The sequence below is a fragment of the Paucibacter sp. XJ19-41 genome (genome assembly GCF_028462495.1).
GTDB lineage: Bacteria > Pseudomonadota > Gammaproteobacteria > Burkholderiales > Burkholderiaceae_C > Roseateles_E.
The window spans coordinates 53,832-74,710 of the sequence record NZ_JAQOWX010000001.1; the positions used below are offsets into that span (position 1 = coordinate 53,832).

Genomic DNA, 20,879 nt, shown 5'->3' on the forward strand with positions numbered 1-20,879 from the left:
CCGACGAGCGGCCGACCCTGATCGAGAGTCGCTGCGCACCGCGTTCACATAATTTCCCATGGCCATGCGAACGCCCTCCGCGCCTCACGCTGCCGCCGGTCCGACGGGCGCGCATGGCTTCACGCTGGTCGAGCTGATGCTGGCGGTGGTGATCGTCGGCATCCTGGCAGCGGTCGCCCTGCCCTCCTTCCAGCAAATGATGCAAAAAGGCCGACGTGCCGACGCCGTGGCCACCTTGTCGGCGGTGCAGCAGGCACAGGAGCGCTGGCGCGCCAACCGGGCGACCTACACCGAAAAGCTCAGCGATCTGCAGTTCAGCAGCGATCAGTCGATCGACAAGCATTACGAGATCAAGATCGTGCTGGCGAACGACGGCGCCACCGGCTACACCATCGAGGCGAACGCGCTGGAGAACAGCCCGCAGGCCAAGGACAGCGCCTGTGCCAAGATGTCCATCACGATGAGCGGCGGCCAGATGCAGTACCTGCCCGCCACCGGTGGATGCTGGTCCAGATGAATGCCTCGCGCATCAAGGGCCTGTCCCTGATCGAACTGCTGGTGGTGGTCGCCGTGCTGGGCATCGTGCTGGCCGTGGCCACGCCCTCGCTGACCGATCTGATGAACAAGCGCCGGGTCCAGTTGATCGCCAACGAACTCAGCACCGACCTGGCCTACGCCCGCTCCGAGGGAGGCCTGCGCAACAAGCGCACAGGCATGACCTTCCGCAGCAGCAACACCATGTCCTGCTACACCATCCAGGTCTTCCTGGCCGCCCGTGGCTGCGACTGCACCAAGGGCGCGGGCGTCGCCTGCGATGGCAATATCGAGCTCCGCACCACCCAGATACCGTCCTTGACCGGGGTTTCTCTGGTCCTCGGCGATGCCTTCGTCGGCGAATTCAAGAACCTCGACTTCACCGCACCGCTGCGGATTGTCGAACCGGCCCCCTCGGCCATCCGCGTCGTCGGCAACCGGGGCTACATCCTGGAAGTCCGCATCAGCGTGCTGGGCCGGGTGCTGATCTGCTCACCCGATGGCAAGTTCGGTGGAGTGCAGCCATGCTGAACCCATCGTCAAGCCGGCTCCAGCACGGTCTGAGCCTGATCGAAATGATGGTCGGCCTGACGGTCGGCATGATTGTTGTTGCCGGCGCCTCGTTGATGATGGTGGGCCAGTTGGAGGACCATCGCCGCCTGATGCTGGAAACCCAGGTGCAGCAGGACTTGCGGGCAGCGGCCGATCTGGTGCTGCGCGATATGCGCCGCGCCGGCTTCAACCGGCGTGCCGAAGACGGCGTCTCGGCGCCCGGCGCGGCGGCCAAGGCCAATCTCTATGCGATGGCGAGCCTGGACAAGGACGGGCAACTGCTCTACAGCTACAGCCGGGCCAAGGGCGAGGCCGACGAAGACGGTGAGGTCGCAAACAACGAGGAATTCGGTTACCGCGTTCGGTCCAAGGAGTTGCAATTCCGCCATGGCGGCAACTGGCAGCCGCTGACGGATCCCAAGACCCTGGAGATCACCAGCTTCGAACCGCAGCTGCTGGTGCAGCGCGTCAAGCTGGACGAGTTCTGCCAGCGCCCCTGCCCGGCGGGTGCCACCGACTGCCCGCCCAGCATGGAGGTCCGGGAACTGCGGCTGACCCTGAGCGGCAAGGCCGCGCATGACGCGCGGGTGGTGCGCAGCGTCACGGTCAGCACCCGGCTGCGCAATGACGCGATCGAGGGAGGCTGCTGATCATGCGCGGCACCGCCGCTCAGCGCGCGTTTGGTCAACAAGGCGCCGCCACTCTGGTGGTCGTGATGGTGCTGTTCTTCATCATGGCGATGATGGCGGCCTTCGCCAACCGCAATCTGGTGTTCGAGCAGCGCATCGCCAGCAACTACTACCGGGCCGGCCTCGCGCTGGAAACCGCCGAAGCCGGCGGAGAATGGGTGCTGAACGCGCTGAACGGCGTTTTCATCGATGCCAGTTGCAAGAACAGCGGTGCGATCGGCACGAGTTTCCGCGAGCGCTATCTGAACATCGGCGCCGATCGCGCCATCAGCACCGACGAAGACAAGGACGCCAACTTCAACCCGCTCAATCCTGCATCCGGCGACCCCTATGTGGCCGCCGGCATCAGCACCGAGGCCGCGGGCTGGTCCTACCAATGCCCGGTCGACGGCGTGCTGGTGTCGCCGGCGCTGGCCGCCGCCAATCGCTTGCAGCCGATGTTCGCGGTGCGCTTTCGGCCCCGCGACCGCGCCGGTGTCGTGAACGTGGAGGTGATCAGCTGCACCGACATCATCAAGAACTGCAACCGCCAGGCCTTTGCCGCCCGGGCCGATCTGGCCAAGACCGTGCTCATTTTTGATGCGGCCCTGGTCAGCGCCTTGAAAGTGCCGCCCGCCAGCCCGCTGACGGTGCGCGGCGCGGTCGACCTGGGCGCCATCGGGCTGGGCCTGCACAACACCGATCCGGCGCTCAGCGGCTTGCTGATGCAGGCCGGGCTGAGCTACCTGGGCAGCACCAGCCGGCTCAGCAGCGTGCCGGGCACGCCGGCGCGCGATGCGCTGGTCAGTGGTGACGAGACGCTGCGAAGCCGCGATGGCAAGCCGGTCGATATGTTCCAGCTGTTTTTTGGCATGTCACCGATGACTTACCGCCAGCAACCGGCGATGCGGGAGCTGATCTGTGCGGACGATTGCAGCGCCCAGTTGCAGGAGGCTTATGCCAGCGGTCGGCGCATGCTCTGGGTCGAGGGTCCGGCCGAGATCCGCAGCAATATCACGCTGGGCACCGCGACGGACCCCTTCTTGCTGGTAGTCAACGGTGCCCTGACCCTGGATGGTCCGATGCTGCTGAACGGACTGATCTATGCCCGCGGCAACACCTCCTGGAACAACACCGTCGGGGCCCAGCCGGCCGTGCTGACCGGCGCCTTGCTCAGCGACGGCGACCTGGTCGCCAGCGGCACGGCCGATATCGTCTATCACGCGGACCTGATCAACACGCTGAGCAACCGGCGCGGCAGCTTTGTCCGCGTGCCGGGCAGTTGGTCGGATGGCACGGAATGAAGCGCAGCCCACGCCCCATCGGTCGACTCGCTGATGCTCAGGCGGGCGTGACCCTGATCGAAGCCCTGGTGGCCTTGCTGATCATGTCATTCGGCATGCTGGCCCTGGTCGGGCTGCAGGGCAATATGCGGCGCAGCGCCGATCTGGCCAAGCAGCGCAGCGAGGCGGTGCGCCTGGCTCAGCAAGACCTCGAAACCATCCGGTCCTTCTCCGAGCTGGTGCTTCCAGCGGATGCGGCGGAACATGTGCGCGCGTTCGCGCAGATCGCGGATCTCAAGCGCGTCGGCGCGGGCGACCCCGAAAGCAATGCGAGCTTCACCCTGAACCGGGTGCTGGCCCAGCGTCCCGGCGAGCCGCTGTCGGTGCAGGTCACGGTGAGCTGGGAGGATCGCGCGGGCGCGATGCAGCAAGTGATCATGGGCAGCTTCATCACGCCGGCCGATCCACGGCTCAGCGGCTCGCTGGCCATCGCCCCCGAGGGCGACCCAAGCCGCCGCCCTTTGGGCCGTCACCTGACGATACCGCCAACGGCCAAGGACCTGGGCGATGGCCACAGCGTCTTCAAGCCGCCGGCCACCAGCAGCGGCGTGGCCTGGGTGTTCGACAACCTGACCGGCCGCATCGTCAAGCGGTGCCAATTGCCGGACCACGGGGTCGGCACGGACCAGATCACGCTGGAAGACGTTGCGGCCTACTGCAGCACGGTCTCGAACAGCTATCTGCTCAGCGGTGCGGTGCGCTTTTCGACCGGCGCCACCGCCAACTCCGAACTGGCGCTCAGCCCCGCCCTGCCGCTGAGCCTGGCCATCATCACGGCCGGCACCAGCAAGCCGCCCGCCCCGCCGCCGCACGACTGCTTCAGCAATGCCCCGCTGAGCGGGCCCGTCGAGATGCCCGAGGGCGTCGGCTACTACTGCGCGGTCTACCCCAATCTCGACGGTGGCGCATGGACCGGCCGGCTGATCCTGAACGGCATCGCACTCGGCCATGCCGGCTACCGCATCTGCCGCTACAGCGCCGACTACAACGGCGACGAGACGATCAGCAATGTCGAACACCCGCTGGACTATGTCGACGTCAATGGCTCGCTGACCCGGCAGAATTTCCTGGTCGTCGCCGGCAGTCAGTCCTGCCCGGCGGGGCGCTTGCCCAGCCCGGCCGATGGCCTGTTCTACGACAGCAAGACCGTCGTGCACCAGGAGAAGCTCTGAGCTCCGGGATGAACACCGGGACCCTGGCCGGCTAGACTGCCGCCATGCACAGCACCGCCCCTCACCGCAGCGACGAATCGGCCATGCGCCATGCCCTGGTCCTGGCCGAGCAGGCCATCGGCCTGAGCGACCCCAATCCGCGTGTCGGCTGCGTCATCACCGATGCCGAGGGCCGGGTGCTGGGCAGCGGCCATACCCAGGCCGCCGGCCAGGCCCATGCCGAGGTGATGGCGCTGCGCGACGCGCAGGCGCGCGGCGCCGATCTGCGCGGCGCCACCGCCTATGTGACGCTGGAGCCCTGCTCCCACCACGGCCGCACGCCACCCTGCTGCGATGCCTTGATCGCCGCCGGGCTGAAGCGGGTGGTGGCGGCCATCGGCGACCCGAATCCGCTGGTGGCGGGTCAGGGCATGGCCCGGCTACAGGCCGCCGGCATCGCGACCGAGTCCGGCCTGCTGGCCGAGGCCTCGCGCGAGCTCAATATCGGCTTCTTCTCGCGCATGCAGCGAGGCCGGCCCTTCGTGCGACTGAAGGCCGCGGCTTCGCTGGACGGTCGCACCGCCTTGCCCGATGGCCAGAGCCAATGGATCACCGGCGAGGCGGCGCGCCGCGACGGCCACGCCTGGCGGCGCCGTGCCAATGCGCTGCTGACCGGCATCGGCACGGTGCGCGATGACGACCCGCGGCTCGATGTGCGCCTGGTCGAGACCGCGCTGCAGCCGCTGCGCGTGGTGGTCGACTCAAGGCTGGAAATCTCGCCGGCGGCGCGTCTGCTGCCGCCACCCGGCCCGGTGCTGATCTACGCGGCCCAGGCCCATGACAAGCGTGAAGCGGCCTTGCGGGCGGCCGGGGCCGAGATCGTCTTCATGCCTGATTCCCAGGGCAAGGTCGATCTGACGGCGCTGCTCGATGATCTGGGCAAGCGCGGCATCAACGAACTGCATATCGAGGCCGGCCACAAGCTCAATGGCTCGCTGGTCCGGGCCGGCCTGGTCGATGAGTTCCTGATCTATCTGGCGCCCAAGCTGCTGGGCCAGGGTCGTGAGATCGCCGCCTTCGGCCCGCTGGCCAGCCTGGAGCAGGCGCTACAGCTGGAATGGCGCGGGATCTCCCAGATCGGCCCCGACCTGCGCCTGCTGGCCCGCCCCAAAATCCTGTAGAGCCCCGACTCGGGCAAAACCCTGCCCCGCCCGCCTACAATGCCGGCCATGCCGATATCTCCTGTTCCCGAGCTGGTCGCCGAGCTGGCGGCCGGCCGTATGGTCATTCTGGTCGATGAAGAAGACCGCGAAAACGAGGGCGACCTCGTGTTGGCGGCCGACCATGTGAGCCCCGAGGCGATCAACTTTATGGCCAAGTTTGGCCGTGGCCTGATCTGCCTGACCCTGACCAAGGAGCGCTGCGAACGTCTGCAGCTGCCGCCTATGGCCACCCGCAACGGCACCAAGCACGGCACGGCCTTCACCGTCTCGATCGAGGCCGCCACCGGTGTCACCACCGGCATCTCGGCCGCCGATCGGGCTCGCACCGTGCAGGCCGCCGTGGCCCGCCATGCCGTGGCCGAAGACCTGGTCCAGCCCGGCCATATCTTCCCGCTGCAGGCCCAGGACGGCGGCGTGCTGATGCGCGCCGGCCATACCGAGGCTGGCTGCGATCTGTCGCAGATGGCCGGCCTGAGCCCCAGCGCGGTGATCTGCGAGATCATGAAGGACGACGGCACGATGGCGCGCCTGCCCGACCTGGAGCTGTTCGCCCAGGAGCATGGCCTGAAGATCGGCACCATCGCCGACCTGATCGAGTACCGCATCCGCAATGAGTCGCTGGTGCAGCGCGTCACCGAGCGCCGGTTGCAGACCGCGCAGGGCGAGTTCGCCTGCCATGTGTTCAGCGACCGTACCGGCGCCGTGCACATGGCCCTGGCCCATGGTGGCTGGACGCCCGACGACGAGGTGCTGGTGCGCGTGCACGAGCCCTTGTCGGTGCTGGACCTGCTGGAGGCCGGCCCCTGCAGCCACTCCTGGCCCCTGCCCGCCGCGCTGGCCGAGATCCAGCGCAGTGGCCAGGGCGTGGCCGTGCTGCTGAACTGCGGCGAGGACAGCGAGGCCCTGCTGCAGCGCCTGCAGGACGCCCCCAGCACGCCGCCGCGCCGCATGATGGACCTGCGCACCTATGGCGTCGGCGCGCAAATCCTGCGCGAGCTCGGCATCCACAAGATGAAGCTGCTCGGCAGCCCGCGCCGCATGCCCAGCATGACCGGCTACGGGCTGGAAGTGACCAGCTTCGTCGGCCCCAACACATAACAACAAGAGAAAGAAGAACCAGATGCAAGCATCCGACAAAGGCCAGGCGGCCTCGCTTGACGGCCACGATCTGCGCATCGGCCTGGTGCAGGCCCGCTTCAACGACGCCATCACCACCAAGCTCGCGCAGACCTGTGTGGCCGAGTTGCTGGCCCTGGGCGTGGCCGAGGACCATATCCGCCACGTCACGGTGCCGGGTGCGCTGGAGGTGCCGGTGGCCCTGCATGCGATGGCCGAGAGCGAGGACTATGACGCGCTGATCGCCATCGGCTGCATCATCCGCGGTGAAACCTACCACTTCGAGCTGGTCGCCAACGAGAGCGGCGCCGGCGTGACCCGGGTCTCGCTGGACTACCAGGTGCCGGTGGCCAATGCCATATTGACGGTCGAGAACGAGGCCCAGGCCTGGGTCCGCGCCGAAGAAAAAGGCAGCGATGCCGCCCGCGTTGCGGTCGAGATGGCCAATTTGATGGAAGCACTGCGCTGATGTCCGACGACAAAAAGACCCCGACGGTCACCACTGCTGCGGTGAAGAAGAAGGCGCCCGCCAAGTCGGCCCGCCGCCGCTCGCGCGAGGCTGCGCTGCAAGGCCTCTACCAATGGCTGGTGTCCGGTGAGGACGGCGCGGTGATCGAGGCCCATCTGCGCGAGCAGGACGGTTTCGGCAAGCTCGACAAGCCGCATTTCGAGGCCCTGCTGCACGGCTGCATCCAGGAGGCCGCCGATCTGGACGGCGTGCTGGCCAGGCATGTGGACCGCAAGACCACCGAGCTGTCGCCGATCGAGCATGGCGTGCTGATGATCGGTGCCTACGAGCTCAAGCACTGCGTCGACATCCCCTACAAGGTGGCGATCAATGAGGCGGTCGAACTGGCCAAGTCCTTTGGCGGCACCGACGGCCACAAGTATGTGAACGGCGTGCTGGACCGCGCCGCCGGCGATCTGCGGCCCACCGAGGTGCAGGCCGGTCGCGGCGGCCGCTGAACCCGGCTTGACGCGCCCATGAAGCTGGCCGGTCGGCTCGACCATATCGAGCCTTTCTACGTGATGGAATGCGCCAAGGCCGCTGCCGAGATCGCGCGCAGCCCGGCCTGCGACCCGGCCCGGGGCGGCCGGCCGATGATCTATCTGAACATCGGCGAGCCCGACTTCACCGCGCCGCCGGCCGTGCAGGCCGCAGCGAGCGCCTGTGTCGAGGGCGGCCGCACCCAGTACACGCCGGCCACCGGCCTGCCGGCGCTGCGTGAGGCACTGAGCCGCTGGTACCGCGAGCGCTTCGCGCTGGACATCGCGCCCGAGCGCATCGTCATCACCGCCGGCGCCTCGGCCGCGCTGCAGCTGGCCTGCCTGGCCCTGTTCGAGCGCGGCGACCAGGTGCTGATGCCCGACCCCTGCTACCCCTGCAACCGCCATTTCGTCGCGGCCGCAGATGCCGAAGCCGTGCTGCTGGCCGCCGGTCCCGAGCAGCGCTTCCAGCTCAGTGCCGCGCAGATCGAGAAGGCCTGGACCGCGCACACCCGCGGCGTGCTGCTGGCCTCGCCCAGCAACCCGACCGGCACCTCGATAGAACCCGAGGAAATGCAGGCCATCGTGCAGGCGGTGCGCGCACGCGGCGGCATCAGCATCGTCGACGAGATCTATCTGGGCCTCAGCTATGAGGAGCGCTTTGGCCACAGCGTGCTGGCTTGGTGTGGGGATCAGGGCGATGATGTGATCTCGGTCAACAGCTTCTCGAAGTACTTCGGCATGACCGGCTGGCGCCTGGGCTGGCTGGTGCTGCCACCGGCCCTGGTGGCGCCGATCGAGAAGCTGGCGCAAAACCTCTTCATCTGCGCCTCCAGTGTGGCCCAGCATGCGGCGCTGGCCTGCTTCGAGCCGGCCGTGATCGCCGAGTTCGAGCGCCGCCGCGCCGAGTTCCGCGCCCGTCGCGATTTCATCGTGCCGGCCCTGCAGCAACTCGGCTTCAAGGTGCCGGTGCTGCCCGATGGCGCCTTCTATGTCTGGATGGACTGCTCGGCCTTCTCCGACAGCAGCTGGGACTTCTGCTTCGAGATGATGGCCCAAGCCCATGTGGCCCTGACCCCGGGCCGCGACTTCGGCAAGCTCGGCGCCGAGCGCTGGGTGCGGCTGTCCTTTGCCAGCAGCCTCGACGATCTGCAGCAGGCCGTCGCCCGGCTGGCCCAAGTCTTGAAAGCATGATGAGCGATTTCGAGCACGGGCTGCGGGTCTACTGGGAGGACACCGATGCCGGCGGCGTGGTGTTCTATGCCAACTATCTGAAGTTCTTCGAACGCGCCCGCACCGAGTGGCTGCGTGCGCTGGGCTTCGAGCAGGAGCGCATGCGCCACGAAGAAGGCGTGATGTTCATCGTCAGCGCCACCTCGCTGCGCTATCTGAGCCCGGCGCGGCTGGACGATTTTTTACATGTCTCGGTGGCCTTGCGCGAGCGTGGCCGTGTCAGCATGACGCTTTATCAGCAGGCCCGGCGCGGTGATGAGCTGCTGGCCGAGGGCGAGATCCGCATCGGCTGCGTCGGCGCCCGAGATTTCAAACCGAGCCGCATCCCGGCCTCCATCCAACAAGCGCTGGATTCCCTGAACCCACCATGAATCAAGACCTGTCCATTGTTGCCCTGATCATGCACGCCAGCCTGCCCGTGCAGCTGGTGATCGTCGGCCTGCTGGCGATGTCGCTGGCCAGCTGGAGCGTGATCTTCAACAAGTTCTTCGCGCTCTCGCGCATCAAGGCCGGCAACGAGGGCTTCGAGGCCGAGTTCTGGTCCGGCAAGAACCTCAACGAGCTCTACAACAGCGTCAATGGCCGTCAGGGCGGCGCGCCGCTGGAGCGCATCTTCGCGGCCGGCATGCGCGAGTTCCTGAAGCTGCGCGAACGCCGTGTCGCCGAACCGACCGCCCTGCTCGACGGCGCGCGCCGCGCAATGCGCGCGAGCTACCAGCGCGAACTCGACGCGATGGAAAGCCATCTGTCCTTCCTCGCCTCGGTCGGCTCGGTCTCGCCCTATATCGGCCTGTTCGGCACCATCTGGGGCATCATGCATGCCTTCGTGGGCCTGTCGAACCTGCAGCAGGTGACGCTGGCCACCGTGGCGCCGGGCATTGCCGAGGCCCTGGTCGCCACCGCGATCGGCCTGTTCGCCGCCATCCCGGCGGTGCTGGCCTACAACCGATTCGCCCGCCAGATCGACCGCAGCGCGATCACCTTGGAGACCTTCATCGAAGAGTTCTCCAACATCCTGCAGCGCAATGCCGGTGCGCCCGCCGGCCATCACGGGGCCGATTGAGATGAAACACCCCCACGCTCGCTTCGCTCACTGCCCCCCGAGGGGGCACTCAGTGTCCTTCGGACGGCCGGGCGGACACTGAGATGGCCGCCATCAGCTCCCGCAGCGGCTCGCGCCGCCGCACCATCAACGAGATCAATATGGTGCCCTTCATCGACGTGATGCTGGTGCTGCTGATCATCTTCATGGTCAGCGCGCCGCTGATCACGACCGGTCTCGTGGATCTGCCCAGCGTCGGCAAGAGCCGTCAGCAACCCGATCAGGTGATCCATGTGATCGTCGGCGCCGACGAGAAGCTCAAGCTCAAGATCGACAAGGACGAGCCGCAGGACCTCGTTCTCAACCGTCTGGCCGAGCGCGTCAAGCAGGCCCAGGCCGGCAAGGAGAACAGCCCGGTCGTGATCTCGGCCGACAAGGCCGTCAAGTACGAGGCCGTCGTCAAGGTGATGGATGTGCTGCAAAGCGCCGGCATCCAGAAGGTCGGCCTGGCCGTCAAGAGCGGCGCAGCCAGCAACTGAGACAGCGTCCCGCATGAGCAGCAGCACCTTCGCGCCCACCGGCTTCGACGCGAGCCGCCCGCCGCCCTCGGCCGGCCTGGGCCGCGGCTTCGCGCTGGCCCTGCTGGCCCATGGCCTGCTGATCATCGCGCTGACCGCCGGCGTGCAATGGCGCTCCAAGACCGAGCCGGCCTTCGAGGCCGAGCTGTGGGCCGCTGTGCCGGTGGCAGCAGCGCCGCGCGAGGAGGCCCCGCCGCCCGAGCCCGAGCCGGTCGTCAAGCCCGCGCCAGCCAAACCCGAGCCCCCGCCTCCCGATCTGCAGGCCCAGCGCGATGCCGAGATCGCGATTGCCAAGGCGCGGGAGAAGAAGCGCGAAGAGCTGGAAGCCAAGCGCCTGGCCGAGCTGGAAGAACAGCGCAAGCAAAAGCTGCGCGAGCTGCAGGAACAGAAGGACAAGGCGGCCAAGGATGCCAAGACCCTGAAGGAGCAGCAGGCCAAGGAGCAAAAGCTCAAGGACGACAAGGCACGCCAGGACAGCAAGAAGGCAGAGGCCCTGGCGGAAAAACGTGCCGAGGCGCAGCGCCAGGAAAACCTGCGCCGCATCCAGGGCATGGCCGGCGCCAGCGGTGGCCCGCAGGCCACCGGCACGGCGCTGCAGAGCGCCGGCCCGTCGCCGAGCTATGGCGGCCGCATCAAGGCGCGCATCCGGCCCAACATCATCTACAGCGAATCCGGCGCCGGCAATCCGGTCGCCGAGGTCGAGGTGCGCGCCGCCGCCGATGGCCACATCATCGGCCGCAAGCTGCTGAAGTCCAGCGGCGATGCCGAATGGGACAAGGCCGTGCTGCGCGCGATCGACAAGACCGAGATGCTGCCGCGCGATGTCGACGGCCGCGTGCCCTCGGTGCTGGTGATCAGCTTCCAGCCTAAGGACTGAATCGCCGGATCAAGGGCGATTCATCAGCGCGTCCAGCGACCAGCGCCCCGCTCCCCACAAGAGCACTATCAGGAGCAGCGCACCCCACAACTGGTGGCCCAGCAGTGCCGCTGGCGCAATCTCGCTGAGGCTCAGCACAGCAACGATATTGACCACGCTCAGCCCCAGCGCGGCAAAGCGCCCGCCCAGGCCCAGCACCAGCAGCACCGGCAGCAGCAACTCGCCCCCGGTGCCGAGCCAGGCCGCCAGCTCGGGCGACAGCAGGGGCACGCGGTACTCGTCCTCGAACAGCAAGAGCGTCGTCGACCAGTCGCGGATCTTGGTCAGGCCGGACAGGAAGAAGACCTGGGCCACATAGAGCCGTGCGGCCAGCAGCGCCAGCGAACGCAGATGGTGGGTCAGCGCGGCCAGCGGCGCGGCCATGGCCTGCGGGCGCTCCAGGCCGGGATCACTGGCCGCGCGCAGCAGCAAAGCAGGAATGCTCATCATGAGGGCTCCGAGAAAGGGATGACCGCCTGCAACCAGGCCTCGGACAGGGCGGCCTGCAGCCAGGCGGCGAAGTCGAAGCCGGCATGGGCGGACAGGGTTTGATCGAGGGTCTGTTGCAGGCATTGGCCCTGCAGCAGCCCCTGCATGAACATCGCTTGATCGGCATCGAGCACACGGGCCTCGGCCCGCCAGCCCTGCCGCCACACCAGCACGATGAGGTGTTCGTCAGCGCTGCCGGCCAGGTCCAGCGGCCACCGCGCCGCCGCCGAACCGAGCAGCGACAGCAGCTGCAAGCCGGGCCGCAGCCGCAGGCAAAGCCGGTCCGTTTCCTGCTCGGCGAGCAGTTGCAGCGAGCCGGCATCGAGTTCAGCGTCCAAGGCCCGCTCGGCCTGATGAGCGGCCCATTCCAGCCGCGCCAGATCGGGCAGCCAGGCCGGCATGCCGGGCTGATCACGCAGGAACTCGGGCAAGGCCTGACCCCAGCAGCCCAGATCGCCCCGCTGCGGCGGGCAGGCGCGCCAGAAGGCCCAGGCCATCGCGGCGAATTCGGTCTCGCCGAGCGCCTGCTGCAGGCGGCCGAACACCGCGGCCAGGGTCTGGGCGGCCAGCGCCTTGGCATGGCCGCGATAGGCTTGCAGGCCCCGGGGCAGTGATACGGTGCCCAGGGCCCGGGCCCCGGGCGGCGGCGCTGCGGGAGGAGGTGTTTGCAGCAGCGCCCGCAGCAGGGCCTGCTGGCGGCGCAACTCGGCCGCGCGGCTCATCGCACTGCCGCTGCGCGCAGGCAGTCCTGCATCAGAGCGGCTTCGTCCAGCAGCACGGCAAGCTCGGGCAGGTCGGTGTCCCACTCGATCAGGCTGGGCACGGCGCCCAGGCGCCGCAGCGCATGGCGGTAGACCTGCCACACCGGTGCATGAACCCGGCTGCCATGGTCGTCGATGACGATACCGTCCAGCCGCGCATAGCCGGCCAGATGGATCTCGCCGACCACGCCCGGGTCCAGGGCATCGATCCAGGCGCAGGCCGCGCGCACCGCCGCCTCGTCATCGGCGCCCCGGTTCAGCGCATTGACCACCAGATTGTTGACATCCAGCAGCAGGCCGCAGCCGCTGCGCCGCACCAGCGCATTGAAGAACTCGGGCTCGGCGATCCGGTCATCCTCCCAGGCCAAGTAGGCGCTGAGGTTCTCGACCAGCAACGGACGGCGCAGCCGCTCCTGCACCGTCTGCACATTGGCCACCATGATGTCCAGGCTGCTTTCGCTGAAGGCGATCGGCAGCAGGTCATTGGCATGCAGCACCGGCCCGGCGTCCATGCCGGGCACACGGGCAAAGCTCGCATGGTCGGAGACGCGCAGCGGCTGCACTGCCTCGACCAGGCGGGCCAGCTGATCCAGATGCCAGGGGTCGAGCCCGGCCGCCGAGCCCAGCGAAAGCCCGACGCCGTGCAGGCTGATCTCGTAATGCTCGCGTGCCCGCAGCAAGACCTGGCGCGCCGCCCCCCCGGGCGCGAAGAAGTTCTCCGAGTGCAGCTGCAGAAAGCCCAGATCGGGCCGCTGCTGCATCAGCGCCTGGTAGTGCGGCTGGCGCCAGCCGATACCGACGTTTGAAGAGGCAGGAGCTTCACGCATGGGGGTCGGGTTTTGTCGCTTACTTCTTCGCCTTGGCCTTGGCTTCCTCGGCCGTCATGCCCTTCATCGCCTTGCACTCGCCCTTGGCCACATACTTCCATTCATCGGGCGCGTTGTCGGCCTTGGACTGGCCAGCACAGGAGTGGGTGCCGCTGAGATTGGCGCAGTCGTTCTGGCCGGCCTTGGCCACGCCATAGCATTTTTCCTTGGCGGCCTTGTCCTGGGCCACGGCCTGGCCGACCGCGCCCATAGCGAGGGCGGCGGCGAGCGCGGACGAAACGAGCTGGGATGTCTTCATGGTGTTGCTCCTGGATTGAGAGAAAAAGTGCCTGTTGAGATCGAGGCCGACGCATCATGCGTTGGACACCTGTGTGTCGCAAGTGCCGGCCAAGTCCTTACACTGCGCCCATCGAAATTTCCGAGCCCTGTTGATGAGCGACTACGCCAAGGCCATCGAAGCGCTGCGTCCACAGCTGCTGAAGTACGCGCGGCTGCAGCTGCGTAATGCGGCCTGGGCCGAGGACGCGGTGTCCGAGACCGTGCTCGCGGCACTGGAGAAACCGCAGGCTTTCGCCGGCCAGTCGCAGCTCAAGACCTGGCTGGTCGGCATCCTCAAGCACAAGCTGATCGATCAGATCCGCCGCAACTGCCGCGAGATGTCGACCACCGCCGAGGACGGCACCGATCTCGACGACGAGCTCTTCCACCCCGACGGCCACTGGCGCGAAGCCCCGCAGGACTGGGGCGACCCCGAGCAGGCGCTGCGCCAGCTCGAATTCATGAAGGTGCTGGAGGCCTGCGTCGAGCTGCTGCCCGGCCAGCAGGGCCGCCTGTTCATGATGAGGGAGTGGCTGGAGCTGGACAGCGACGAGATCTGTAAGGCTTTGGCCATCACGCCGACCAATCTCTGGGTCATGCTGCACCGCGCCCGGCTGCGGCTGCGTGATTGCCTTCAACTCAACTGGTTCGCGGGCCCGTCGGCGCCCGCCCGATGATCATGCTGCTGCGCCGCTCCTGCAAACAGGTCACCCATCTCGTGCTGCAGGCCGAGGACCGCGCGCTGCCGCTGCGCGAACGTCTGGCCGTGCGCCTGCATATGCTGGTCTGCAAGGCCTGCCCGCGATTTGCCGACCAAGTAGCCCTGATGCGCAGCGCCAGCAAGCGCTGGCGGGCCTATTCGGAGTCGGAGTGAGCGGCCCCGGCGCCTAGGCAATCGCCCCGCCCGTCTCGCGCAGGTCACGCTCGTTCTGCAAGGCCAGCGCCAATGTCATGCGCACGCCCTCGATCATGCTGGCCAGCGCCATGCTGGGCTGGCCGCTGCTGCGGGCGGCCTGCTCGGGCAGATAGGGAATGTGCAGAAAGCCGCTGCGCACGCCGCTGCCGGCCAGCCGATGCTGCAGGCCGTAGAACAGGTGGTTGCAGACAAAGGTGCCTGCGCTCTGCGACACCGAGGCCGGCAGGCCGGCCGCGCGCAGGCCGTGGACGATGGCCTTGATCGGCAGGGTCGAGAAATAGGCCGCCGGCCCGTTCTCCAGCACCGGCATATCGATGGGCTGGGCCCCGGTGTTGTCGGCGATGCGGGCGTCGTCGACATTGATCGCGACCCGCTCCAACGACAGATCGCTGCGCCCGCCCGCCTGGCCCAGGGCCAGCACCAGGCCCGGCCGCAGCTCGGCCAGCGCCTGGTCCAGCACGCGCAGCGACTGCCCGAACACGCAGGGCAGCTGGCGCGCCACGATGCGTGCCGGGCCCAGCGCCTCGCCGTCCAGCGCACGGGCGATTTCCCAGGCGGGGTTGATGGCCTCGCCCCCGAAGGGCTCGAAACCGGTCAGCAGAATGTTCATGGCGTCATGGCTGGCTGTCGAATCGGCCCGATGCTAACCCGCCGACTCGGGGTGACTACCAATCGGCAAGCGCGCCGGCACGCCCCATGCTCGCACCATTGCCCCGCTGAAGGAGTGTTCGCATGATGACGACTCGATCGATGCTGGCCGCCGGCCTGCTGACCCTGGCGACTGCGGCCTCGGCCCAGACCAAGTGGGACCTGCCCTCGGCCTACCCGGCGAGCAACTTCCACACCGAGAACCTGATGCAGTTCGCCGCCGATGTCGACAAGGCCACGGCCGGCAAGCTCAAGATCACCGTGCACGCCAATGCCTCGCTGTTCAAGGCCAATGAGATCAAGCGCGCGGTGCAGGGCGGCCAGGCCCAGATGGGCGAGATCCTCTTGGGCATCTTCGAGAACGAGAACCCGATCTTCGGCGCCGATGGCGTGCCGATGCTGGCCACCGGCTATGCCCAGTCGCGCAAGCTGGCCGAGGCCCAGAAACCGCATCTGAACAAGGTGCTCGGTGCCCAGGGCATGCAGCTGCTCTACACGGTGGCCTGGCCGCCGCAAGGCATCTACGTCAAGAAGGAGATCGGCTCGGTGGCCGATATGCGCGGCATCAAGTGGCGCGCCTACAGCCCGGCCACCGCCAAGATCGCCGAGCTGATCGGCGCCCAGCCGGTCACGATACAGGCCGCCGAGCTGAGCCAGGCCCTGGCCACCGGCGTGGTCGAGTCCTATATGTCCTCCGGTGCCACCGGCTACGACAGCAAGACCTACGAGAGCATCAAGTACTTCTACGACACCCAGGCCTGGTTGCCGAAGAATGCGCTGATCGTCAATAAAAAGGCCTTCGATGCGCTGGACAAGCCCAGCCAGGAGGCGGTACTCAAGGCCGCTGCCGAGGCCGAGGTGCGCGGCTGGAAGATCAGCCAGGAGAAGAACGACTGGTACAAGAAGGCGCTGACCGAGAAAGGCATGAAGATCATGCCGCCCTCGCCCAAGCTGATGCAGGACATGAGCCAGGTCGGCGCCAGCATGCTGGCCGACTGGGAGAAGAAGGCTGGCGCCGAGGGTCAGGCCTTGCTGGCAGCCTTCCGCAAGCCCTGAGTCCACCGGCAGCAGCCTCTTGCGACGCCTGCTCGACGCCCTCTATGACGCTGCGGCCGCGCTGGCCGCGCTGTGCATGGTGGGCCTGCTGCTGATCGTGCTGGGCGGCGTCGCCGGGCGGCAGCTGGGTTTTTATCTGCCCGGCAGCGATGCCTATGCCGGCTATCTGATGGCGGCCTGCGGCTTCCTGGCCCTGGCCCACACGCTCAAGCGCGGCGAGCACATCCGCGTGACCCTGCTGATCAACGCGCTGCAAGGCGGCCCGCGCCGTGCGCTGGAGCGGTTCGCGCTGATGGTGGCCAGCCTGCTCGCGCTGATCGCGGCCTTCTACAGCGCCCGCCTGGTCTGGCAGTCCTGGAGCTTCCAGGACATCTCCACGCTCAACGATGCCACCCCGCTGTGGCTGCCGCAGCTGTCGATGGCGATCGGCAACGCGGTGCTGGCCATCGCCCTGCTCGACGAGCTGCTGCTCGAATGGCGCGGCCGGCGCACCGGCCCGGCCGACGCCGGCGAAGCGCTGCACAACGAATGAACCACGACCTCACCATCACCGCACTGCTGATACTGGCCCTGTTCGCCATCCTGGCCAGCGGGGTCTGGATCGGCCTGGCGCTGTCGGGCGCGGCCTGGCTGGCGATGCAGCTCTTCAGCAGCCGGCCGGCCGGCGACGCGATGGCCGTGACGATCTGGGGCTCGGCCTCCAGCTGGACCCTGACCGCGCTGCCGCTGTTCATCTGGATGGGCGAGATCCTGTTCCGCACCCGGCTGTCCAGCGATATGTTCAAGGGCCTGTCGCCCTGGGTGCAGGCCCTGCCGGGCCGGCTGCTGCACACCCATGTGGTCGGTTGCGCGATCTTCGCCGCCGTCTCCGGCTCCAGCGCCGCCACCTGCGCCACCATCGGCAAGATGACACTGCCCGAGCTGCAGCGCCGCGGCTACCCGGACGATATCGCGATCGGTTCGCTGGCCGGGGCCGGCACCCTGGGCCTCTTGATCCCGCCGTCCATCATCATGATCGTCTACGGCGTCAGCGCCGATGTCTCGATCGCCGAGCTCTTCATCGCCGGTGTGCTGCCGGGTGTGATGCTGGCGCTGCTGTTCTCCGGTTATCTGGTGTTCTGGGCCTGGCGCCACCCGGATCTGGTGCCGCCGGCCGATGTGCCGATGAGCCTGGCTGCGAAGCTGAAGGCCTCGGGCAGCCTGATCCCGGTGCTGCTGCTGATCGGCGCGGTGCTGGGCTCTATTTATGCCGGCATCGCCACCGCCACCGAGGCGGCTGCCGTGGGCGTGCTGGGCGCGCTGCTGCTGTCGGCGGCCCAGGGTTCGCTGAGCTGGGCCAGCTTCCGGGACGCGCTGCTGGGCGGCACGCGGCTGTACTGCATGATCGCCTTGATACTCGCCGGCGCCTCCTTTCTGACTCTGGCGATGGGCTACATCGGCCTGCCGCGCCATCTGGCCGAATGGATCGCCGGCCTGGGCCTGCCGGCCTGGGGGCTGCTGATGGCGCTGACCCTGTTCTACATCGTGCTGGGCTGTTTCCTGGACGGCATCTCGATGGTGGTGCTGACCATGGGCGTGATACTGCCAACGGTGCTGAAGGCCGGCATCGACCCGCTGTGGTTCGGCATCTTCATCGTGCTGGTGGTCGAGATGGCCCAGATCACGCCGCCGGTGGGCTTCAACCTCTTCGTGCTGCAGGGCATGACAAGGCGGGAGATCGGCTATATCGCGCGGGTCACGCTGCCCTTCTTCCTGCTGATGGCCGCCGCGCTGGCCCTGATCTACCTGATGCCCAGCATCGTCACCTACCTGCCCCAGCGCATGCGTGGCGGCTGAGGAACTGGCCGGCGCTGTGCGCCCTGTTCCGCCCGCAAGGCCGGGCACAATCGCATATGCTCCTCGGGCACCAGCCCCAGACACCCAACCCGGAGACCCCGATGCCCGATCCTTCCGCGCCGCTCGACTGGCCTTATGCCAAGGCCCAGGACACCGCGCGTGAGTCCGCCGATGAGCACCACTTCCAGTGGCCGACGCCGCCCTATGCGGCCTACCCCCAGCCGCAGCCGCAAAGTGCCCCCGAGCCCTGCGAGATCCTGGGCCTGAACAACAGCCGCACCACCGGCCATGTGATCCTGATCGCCTCGCAGGAGCGGGTGGCCCAGGTCACGGTGCCGCCGGCGCGCAGCGCGATGCCGCTGAAGTTCGCCCAGTTCCGCGCGCTCAAGCTCTTGCGCCCGATCCCGGCCGCGCCGCGCGAGGCCATCGCCATCGACGACCCGCTGGCGATGGATCAGCGCCCGCGCAGCGAGTTCAAGCTGGCTTTTCATGGCGGTGGCGAACTCAAGGGCACGACCATCGGCCACTACCAGGACGATCTGGGCCTGTATCTGTTTCCGCCGGTCTCGGCCAGCGACGACTCGGTGCTGCGCGTCTTCGTGCCGCGCGAGGTGCTGGCCGGCTTCGAGATCGGCGAGCGCATCGGCGCCTTGCTGCTGCGCGACCAGAGCGTCAGCCCGGAGCAGGTCGAGGCGGTGGTCCAGGAGCAGAACGATCTGCGTTCGCGCCGCGTCGGCGACATCCTGGTCGCCAAGCAGGTGGTCTCGGCCGAGCAGCTGATGCAGGCCATCGAGCAGCAGGCCAAGATGCCCATGGTGCGCATCGGCGAGGCCTTGCTCGCGCTCGAGCTGATCACGCAGGAGCAGCTCGATCAGGCGCTGGAGCAGCAGCGCTCCGACCGCTCGGTGCCGCTGGGCCAGTTGCTGGTGCGCAAGGGCGTGGTGACGCGCCAGCAGCTGCAGTCGGCGCTGGCGCGCAAGATGGGCTATCCGCTGGTCGATGTGGAGAACTTCCCGATCGAGGCGGACGCGGTGCGCAAGCTGCCGCACTCGGTGGCCAAGCGTCTGGAGGTGCTGCCGCTGGTGCTGCGTGACGGCAAGCTGATCGTCGCGATGGAAGACCCGACCCGGCGTGACGCGATCGACGAGGTCGAGTTCATCTCGCAGCTCAAGGTCGTGCCGACCCTGACCAAGGGCGGCACGCTGGTGTTTGCGCTGCCCACCGTGTACGAGCGCTTCGGCAAGGACAGCGGGGCCTCGGCCAGCGAACTGCGCATGCCGGCGCTGAACCTCGATTTCGAGCCCGATACCGCCGGCAAGCTGATCGAAACCCTGGAGCGCGACAGTCAGGAAAAATCCATCCGCGAGGACGACACGCCGATCGAGCAGTCGGACAACTCGCTGGTGCGCCTGATCAACAGCATGATCATCGAGGCCCACAGCCAGGGCGTCTCCGACATCCATATCGAGACCTACCCGGGGCGCGAGAAGCTGAAGATACGCTTTCGCCGCGATGGCTCGCTGCATCCCTATCTGGAACTGCCCTACACCTATCGCAACGCGATGATCGCGCGCATCAAGATCATGTGCGATCTGGACATCTCCGAGCGCCGCAAGCCGCAGGACGGCAAGATCAACTTCTCGCGCTTCTCGCCGCAGCACAAGCTGGAGCTGCGCGTCGCGACAATCCCGACCAATAACGGCCTGGAAGATGTGGTGATGCGCATCCTGTCCTCGGCCAAGCCCATCCCGCTGGAGAAGCTGGGCCTGTCGGCCCACAATCTGAGCGAGCTGAAGGCGGCGGTCAGCCGGCCCTACGGCATGGTGCTGTGCGTGGGCCCGACTGGCTCGGGCAAGACCACCACCTTGCACTCGGCGCTCAGCCATATCAACCAGCCCGAGCGCAAGATCTGGACCGCCGAGGACCCGATCGAAATCACCCAGAACGGTCTGCGCCAGGTCCAGGTCAACCCCAAGATCGACTGGACCTTTGCCAAGGCCTTGCGCGCCTTTTTGCGCGCCGATCCGGACGTCATCATGGTGGGCGAGATCCGCGACGAGGAGACCGCCCAGATCGCGGTCGAGGCTTCGCTGACCGGTCACCTGGTGCTCTCCACCCTGCACACCAACAGCGCACCCGAGACCGTGACCCGGCTGCTGGACATGGGCATGGACCCCTTCAACTTTGCCGATTCGCTCTTGGCCGTGCTGGCACAGCGCCTGGTCAAGCGCCTGTGCCCGCATTGCCGCAAGAGCGAGCCCCTGCCCGAGGCCGAGCTGCAGGAATGGCTGGACGACTATCTGCACAGCTTCCCCGTAGACCAGCGCCCCGAGCGCCAGGCCCTGTTGGGCGAATGGCAGACCAGCTATGGCGAGAACGGCCGGCTGCTGCGCTACAGCAGCCCCGGCTGCGCCAAGTGCGAGAACACCGGCTTCAAGGGCCGCGCCGGCCTGCATGAGCTGCTGACGGTGAGCAAGACGGTGCGCCGCCTGATACAGACCGGGGCCCGGGCCGAGGAGATCCAGCATTGCGCGCTGGCCGAGGGCATGCGCACCCTGCGCCAAGACGGCATCGTCAAGGTGCTGGCCGGCGTCACGACCCTGGCCGAGGTGCGGGCTACCAGCAATACCTGACCCCCACCGGCGTCGACTCCAGACAAGCCCGCTTGTCAGCGGCGGGCAAAGT

Annotated in this window: 25 protein-coding genes; 20 read left to right on the forward strand and 5 right to left on the reverse strand. The window is 67.6% G+C overall.

The window, feature by feature from the left end:
* The first annotated feature begins 64 nt into the window (after window positions 1–64).
* The 14 genes from PO768_RS00255 to tolA all read left to right on the forward strand — a co-directional run bounded on the left by PO768_RS00255 (window position 65) and on the right by tolA (window position 11,304).
* Window positions 65–517 carry a type IV pilin protein gene (locus PO768_RS00255; protein WP_272644406.1) on the forward strand — a complete coding sequence of 151 codons (453 nt, stop codon included), beginning with the start codon at window positions 65–67 and terminating at the stop codon, window positions 515–517.
* A complete protein-coding gene (locus tag PO768_RS00260) occupies window positions 514–1,065 on the forward strand; it encodes a pilus assembly FimT family protein (protein ID WP_272644407.1) in 552 nt (183 codons plus the stop codon). The genes PO768_RS00255 and PO768_RS00260 overlap by 4 nt, the downstream gene beginning before the upstream one ends.
* Window positions 1,059–1,736: a prepilin-type N-terminal cleavage/methylation domain-containing protein gene (locus PO768_RS00265; protein WP_272644408.1), complete on the forward strand. Its 678-nt coding sequence runs from the start codon at window positions 1,059–1,061 to the stop codon at window positions 1,734–1,736. Before PO768_RS00260 ends, PO768_RS00265 begins: the two co-directional genes overlap by 7 nt.
* 2 nt (window positions 1,737–1,738) lie before the next feature.
* Window positions 1,739–3,058: a pilus assembly PilX family protein gene (locus PO768_RS00270; protein ID WP_272644409.1), complete on the forward strand. Its 1,320-nt coding sequence runs from the start codon at window positions 1,739–1,741 to the stop codon at window positions 3,056–3,058.
* Window positions 3,055–4,269, forward strand: a complete 1,215-nt coding sequence (locus tag PO768_RS00275) for a type IV pilus modification PilV family protein (protein ID WP_272644410.1) — start codon at window positions 3,055–3,057, stop codon at window positions 4,267–4,269. The genes PO768_RS00270 and PO768_RS00275 overlap by 4 nt, the downstream gene beginning before the upstream one ends.
* Before the next feature lie 44 nt (window positions 4,270–4,313).
* Window positions 4,314–5,429, forward strand: a complete 1,116-nt coding sequence (gene ribD / locus PO768_RS00280; RefSeq protein ID WP_272644411.1) for a bifunctional diaminohydroxyphosphoribosylaminopyrimidine deaminase/5-amino-6-(5-phosphoribosylamino)uracil reductase RibD — start codon at window positions 4,314–4,316, stop codon at window positions 5,427–5,429.
* A 48-nt stretch (window positions 5,430–5,477) separates the two neighbouring features.
* On the forward strand, window positions 5,478–6,569 hold the full coding sequence (ribBA, locus tag PO768_RS00285) for a bifunctional 3,4-dihydroxy-2-butanone-4-phosphate synthase/GTP cyclohydrolase II (protein WP_272644412.1): 1,092 nt from the start codon (window positions 5,478–5,480) through the stop codon (window positions 6,567–6,569).
* Window positions 6,570–6,591: 22 nt separating this feature from the next.
* Entirely contained in the window at window positions 6,592–7,056 is a 465-nt protein-coding gene (gene ribH / locus PO768_RS00290) for a 6,7-dimethyl-8-ribityllumazine synthase (protein WP_272644413.1), read from the forward strand.
* Window positions 7,056–7,553, forward strand: coding sequence for a transcription antitermination factor NusB (nusB, locus tag PO768_RS00295; RefSeq protein WP_137943491.1), 498 nt, complete (start codon window positions 7,056–7,058; stop codon window positions 7,551–7,553). Before ribH ends, nusB begins: the two co-directional genes overlap by 1 nt.
* An 18-nt stretch (window positions 7,554–7,571) precedes the next feature.
* The gene (locus tag PO768_RS00300; protein ID WP_272644414.1) at window positions 7,572–8,768 is read left to right on the forward strand and encodes a pyridoxal phosphate-dependent aminotransferase; all 1,197 of its coding nucleotides are present in this window, start codon (window positions 7,572–7,574) and stop codon (window positions 8,766–8,768) included.
* Complete coding sequence (ybgC, locus tag PO768_RS00305) at window positions 8,768–9,178, forward strand: tol-pal system-associated acyl-CoA thioesterase (RefSeq protein WP_272644415.1); 411 nt, start codon at window positions 8,768–8,770, stop codon at window positions 9,176–9,178. The genes PO768_RS00300 and ybgC overlap by 1 nt, the downstream gene beginning before the upstream one ends.
* Complete coding sequence (gene tolQ, locus PO768_RS00310; protein WP_272644416.1) at window positions 9,175–9,870, forward strand: protein TolQ; 696 nt, start codon at window positions 9,175–9,177, stop codon at window positions 9,868–9,870. Before ybgC ends, tolQ begins: the two co-directional genes overlap by 4 nt.
* Window positions 9,871–9,953: 83 nt before the next feature.
* Window positions 9,954–10,388 (forward strand): protein TolR, encoded by a 435-nt coding sequence (gene tolR / locus PO768_RS00315; RefSeq protein WP_137943494.1) that lies wholly within the window; start codon window positions 9,954–9,956, stop codon window positions 10,386–10,388.
* 13 nt (window positions 10,389–10,401) lie between these two features.
* Window positions 10,402–11,304 (forward strand): cell envelope integrity protein TolA, encoded by a 903-nt coding sequence (gene tolA, locus PO768_RS00320; RefSeq protein ID WP_272644417.1) that lies wholly within the window; start codon window positions 10,402–10,404, stop codon window positions 11,302–11,304.
* A 9-nt stretch (window positions 11,305–11,313) separates the two neighbouring features.
* Here tolA and PO768_RS00325 read toward each other — a convergent pair whose 3' ends face one another.
* From PO768_RS00325 to PO768_RS00340, 4 genes are read right to left on the reverse strand one after another with little or no spacing between them, the layout of a single operon-like run.
* Window positions 11,314–11,790, reverse strand: a complete 477-nt coding sequence (locus tag PO768_RS00325; RefSeq protein ID WP_336297735.1) for a DoxX family protein — start codon at window positions 11,788–11,790, stop codon at window positions 11,314–11,316.
* A complete protein-coding gene (locus PO768_RS00330) occupies window positions 11,790–12,554 on the reverse strand; it encodes an HvfC/BufC family peptide modification chaperone (RefSeq protein WP_272644418.1) in 765 nt (254 codons plus the stop codon). The genes PO768_RS00325 and PO768_RS00330 overlap by 1 nt, the downstream gene beginning before the upstream one ends.
* Window positions 12,551–13,420 carry a DUF692 domain-containing protein gene (locus PO768_RS00335; protein ID WP_272644419.1) on the reverse strand — a complete coding sequence of 290 codons (870 nt, stop codon included), beginning with the start codon at window positions 13,418–13,420 and terminating at the stop codon, window positions 12,551–12,553. Before PO768_RS00335 ends, PO768_RS00330 begins: the two co-directional genes overlap by 4 nt.
* 19 nt (window positions 13,421–13,439) lie before the next feature.
* Window positions 13,440–13,718 carry a BufA1 family periplasmic bufferin-type metallophore gene (locus PO768_RS00340; protein ID WP_272644420.1) on the reverse strand — a complete coding sequence of 93 codons (279 nt, stop codon included), beginning with the start codon at window positions 13,716–13,718 and terminating at the stop codon, window positions 13,440–13,442.
* 133 nt (window positions 13,719–13,851) lie between these two features.
* Here PO768_RS00340 and PO768_RS00345 point away from each other — a divergent pair, with 133 nt between their 5' ends.
* Window positions 13,852–14,415: a sigma-70 family RNA polymerase sigma factor gene (locus PO768_RS00345; protein ID WP_272644421.1), complete on the forward strand. Its 564-nt coding sequence runs from the start codon at window positions 13,852–13,854 to the stop codon at window positions 14,413–14,415.
* Window positions 14,412–14,612 carry a zf-HC2 domain-containing protein gene (locus PO768_RS00350; RefSeq protein WP_269841440.1) on the forward strand — a complete coding sequence of 67 codons (201 nt, stop codon included), beginning with the start codon at window positions 14,412–14,414 and terminating at the stop codon, window positions 14,610–14,612. Before PO768_RS00345 ends, PO768_RS00350 begins: the two co-directional genes overlap by 4 nt.
* A gap of 13 nt (window positions 14,613–14,625) precedes the next feature.
* Here the strand turns inward: PO768_RS00350 and pcp are convergent, their stop codons facing one another.
* Window positions 14,626–15,264 carry a pyroglutamyl-peptidase I gene (gene pcp / locus PO768_RS00355; protein WP_272644422.1) on the reverse strand — a complete coding sequence of 213 codons (639 nt, stop codon included), beginning with the start codon at window positions 15,262–15,264 and terminating at the stop codon, window positions 14,626–14,628.
* 125 nt (window positions 15,265–15,389) lie between these two features.
* Here pcp and PO768_RS00360 point away from each other — a divergent pair, with 125 nt between their 5' ends.
* From PO768_RS00360 to PO768_RS00375, 4 genes are all read left to right on the forward strand, one after another.
* Window positions 15,390–16,358, forward strand: coding sequence for a TRAP transporter substrate-binding protein (locus PO768_RS00360; RefSeq protein WP_269841801.1), 969 nt, complete (start codon window positions 15,390–15,392; stop codon window positions 16,356–16,358).
* 19 nt (window positions 16,359–16,377) lie between these two features.
* Window positions 16,378–16,890 (forward strand): TRAP transporter small permease, encoded by a 513-nt coding sequence (locus PO768_RS00365; protein WP_272644423.1) that lies wholly within the window; start codon window positions 16,378–16,380, stop codon window positions 16,888–16,890.
* Window positions 16,887–18,194: a TRAP transporter large permease gene (locus tag PO768_RS00370; protein WP_272644424.1), complete on the forward strand. Its 1,308-nt coding sequence runs from the start codon at window positions 16,887–16,889 to the stop codon at window positions 18,192–18,194. Before PO768_RS00365 ends, PO768_RS00370 begins: the two co-directional genes overlap by 4 nt.
* 101 nt (window positions 18,195–18,295) lie before the next feature.
* On the forward strand, window positions 18,296–20,827 hold the full coding sequence (locus PO768_RS00375; RefSeq protein WP_442953157.1) for an ATPase, T2SS/T4P/T4SS family: 2,532 nt from the start codon (window positions 18,296–18,298) through the stop codon (window positions 20,825–20,827).
* Window positions 20,828–20,879 lie beyond the last annotated feature (52 nt).

Coding starts and splice junctions, on each gene's coding strand:
- PO768_RS00255 (WP_272644406.1), top strand. CDS start 65: ATGCGAACGCCCTCCGCGCCTCACGCTGCCGCCGGTCCGACGGGCGCG.
- PO768_RS00260 (WP_272644407.1), top strand. CDS start 514: ATGAATGCCTCGCGCATCAAGGGCCTGTCCCTGATCGAACTGCTGGTG.
- PO768_RS00265 (WP_272644408.1), top strand. CDS start 1,059: ATGCTGAACCCATCGTCAAGCCGGCTCCAGCACGGTCTGAGCCTGATC.
- PO768_RS00270 (WP_272644409.1), top strand. CDS start 1,739: ATGCGCGGCACCGCCGCTCAGCGCGCGTTTGGTCAACAAGGCGCCGCC.
- PO768_RS00275 (WP_272644410.1), top strand. CDS start 3,055: ATGAAGCGCAGCCCACGCCCCATCGGTCGACTCGCTGATGCTCAGGCG.
- ribD (WP_272644411.1), top strand. CDS start 4,314: ATGCACAGCACCGCCCCTCACCGCAGCGACGAATCGGCCATGCGCCAT.
- ribBA (WP_272644412.1), top strand. CDS start 5,478: ATGCCGATATCTCCTGTTCCCGAGCTGGTCGCCGAGCTGGCGGCCGGC.
- ribH (WP_272644413.1), top strand. CDS start 6,592: ATGCAAGCATCCGACAAAGGCCAGGCGGCCTCGCTTGACGGCCACGAT.
- nusB (WP_137943491.1), top strand. CDS start 7,056: ATGTCCGACGACAAAAAGACCCCGACGGTCACCACTGCTGCGGTGAAG.
- PO768_RS00300 (WP_272644414.1), top strand. CDS start 7,572: ATGAAGCTGGCCGGTCGGCTCGACCATATCGAGCCTTTCTACGTGATG.
- ybgC (WP_272644415.1), top strand. CDS start 8,768: ATGAGCGATTTCGAGCACGGGCTGCGGGTCTACTGGGAGGACACCGAT.
- tolQ (WP_272644416.1), top strand. CDS start 9,175: ATGAATCAAGACCTGTCCATTGTTGCCCTGATCATGCACGCCAGCCTG.
- tolR (WP_137943494.1), top strand. CDS start 9,954: ATGGCCGCCATCAGCTCCCGCAGCGGCTCGCGCCGCCGCACCATCAAC.
- tolA (WP_272644417.1), top strand. CDS start 10,402: ATGAGCAGCAGCACCTTCGCGCCCACCGGCTTCGACGCGAGCCGCCCG.
- PO768_RS00325 (WP_336297735.1), bottom strand. CDS start 11,790: ATGAGCATTCCTGCTTTGCTGCTGCGCGCGGCCAGTGATCCCGGCCTG.
- PO768_RS00330 (WP_272644418.1), bottom strand. CDS start 12,554: ATGAGCCGCGCGGCCGAGTTGCGCCGCCAGCAGGCCCTGCTGCGGGCG.
- PO768_RS00335 (WP_272644419.1), bottom strand. CDS start 13,420: ATGCGTGAAGCTCCTGCCTCTTCAAACGTCGGTATCGGCTGGCGCCAG.
- PO768_RS00340 (WP_272644420.1), bottom strand. CDS start 13,718: ATGAAGACATCCCAGCTCGTTTCGTCCGCGCTCGCCGCCGCCCTCGCT.
- PO768_RS00345 (WP_272644421.1), top strand. CDS start 13,852: ATGAGCGACTACGCCAAGGCCATCGAAGCGCTGCGTCCACAGCTGCTG.
- PO768_RS00350 (WP_269841440.1), top strand. CDS start 14,412: ATGATCATGCTGCTGCGCCGCTCCTGCAAACAGGTCACCCATCTCGTG.
- pcp (WP_272644422.1), bottom strand. CDS start 15,264: ATGAACATTCTGCTGACCGGTTTCGAGCCCTTCGGGGGCGAGGCCATC.
- PO768_RS00360 (WP_269841801.1), top strand. CDS start 15,390: ATGACGACTCGATCGATGCTGGCCGCCGGCCTGCTGACCCTGGCGACT.
- PO768_RS00370 (WP_272644424.1), top strand. CDS start 16,887: ATGAACCACGACCTCACCATCACCGCACTGCTGATACTGGCCCTGTTC.
- PO768_RS00375 (WP_442953157.1), top strand. CDS start 18,296: ATGCCCGATCCTTCCGCGCCGCTCGACTGGCCTTATGCCAAGGCCCAG.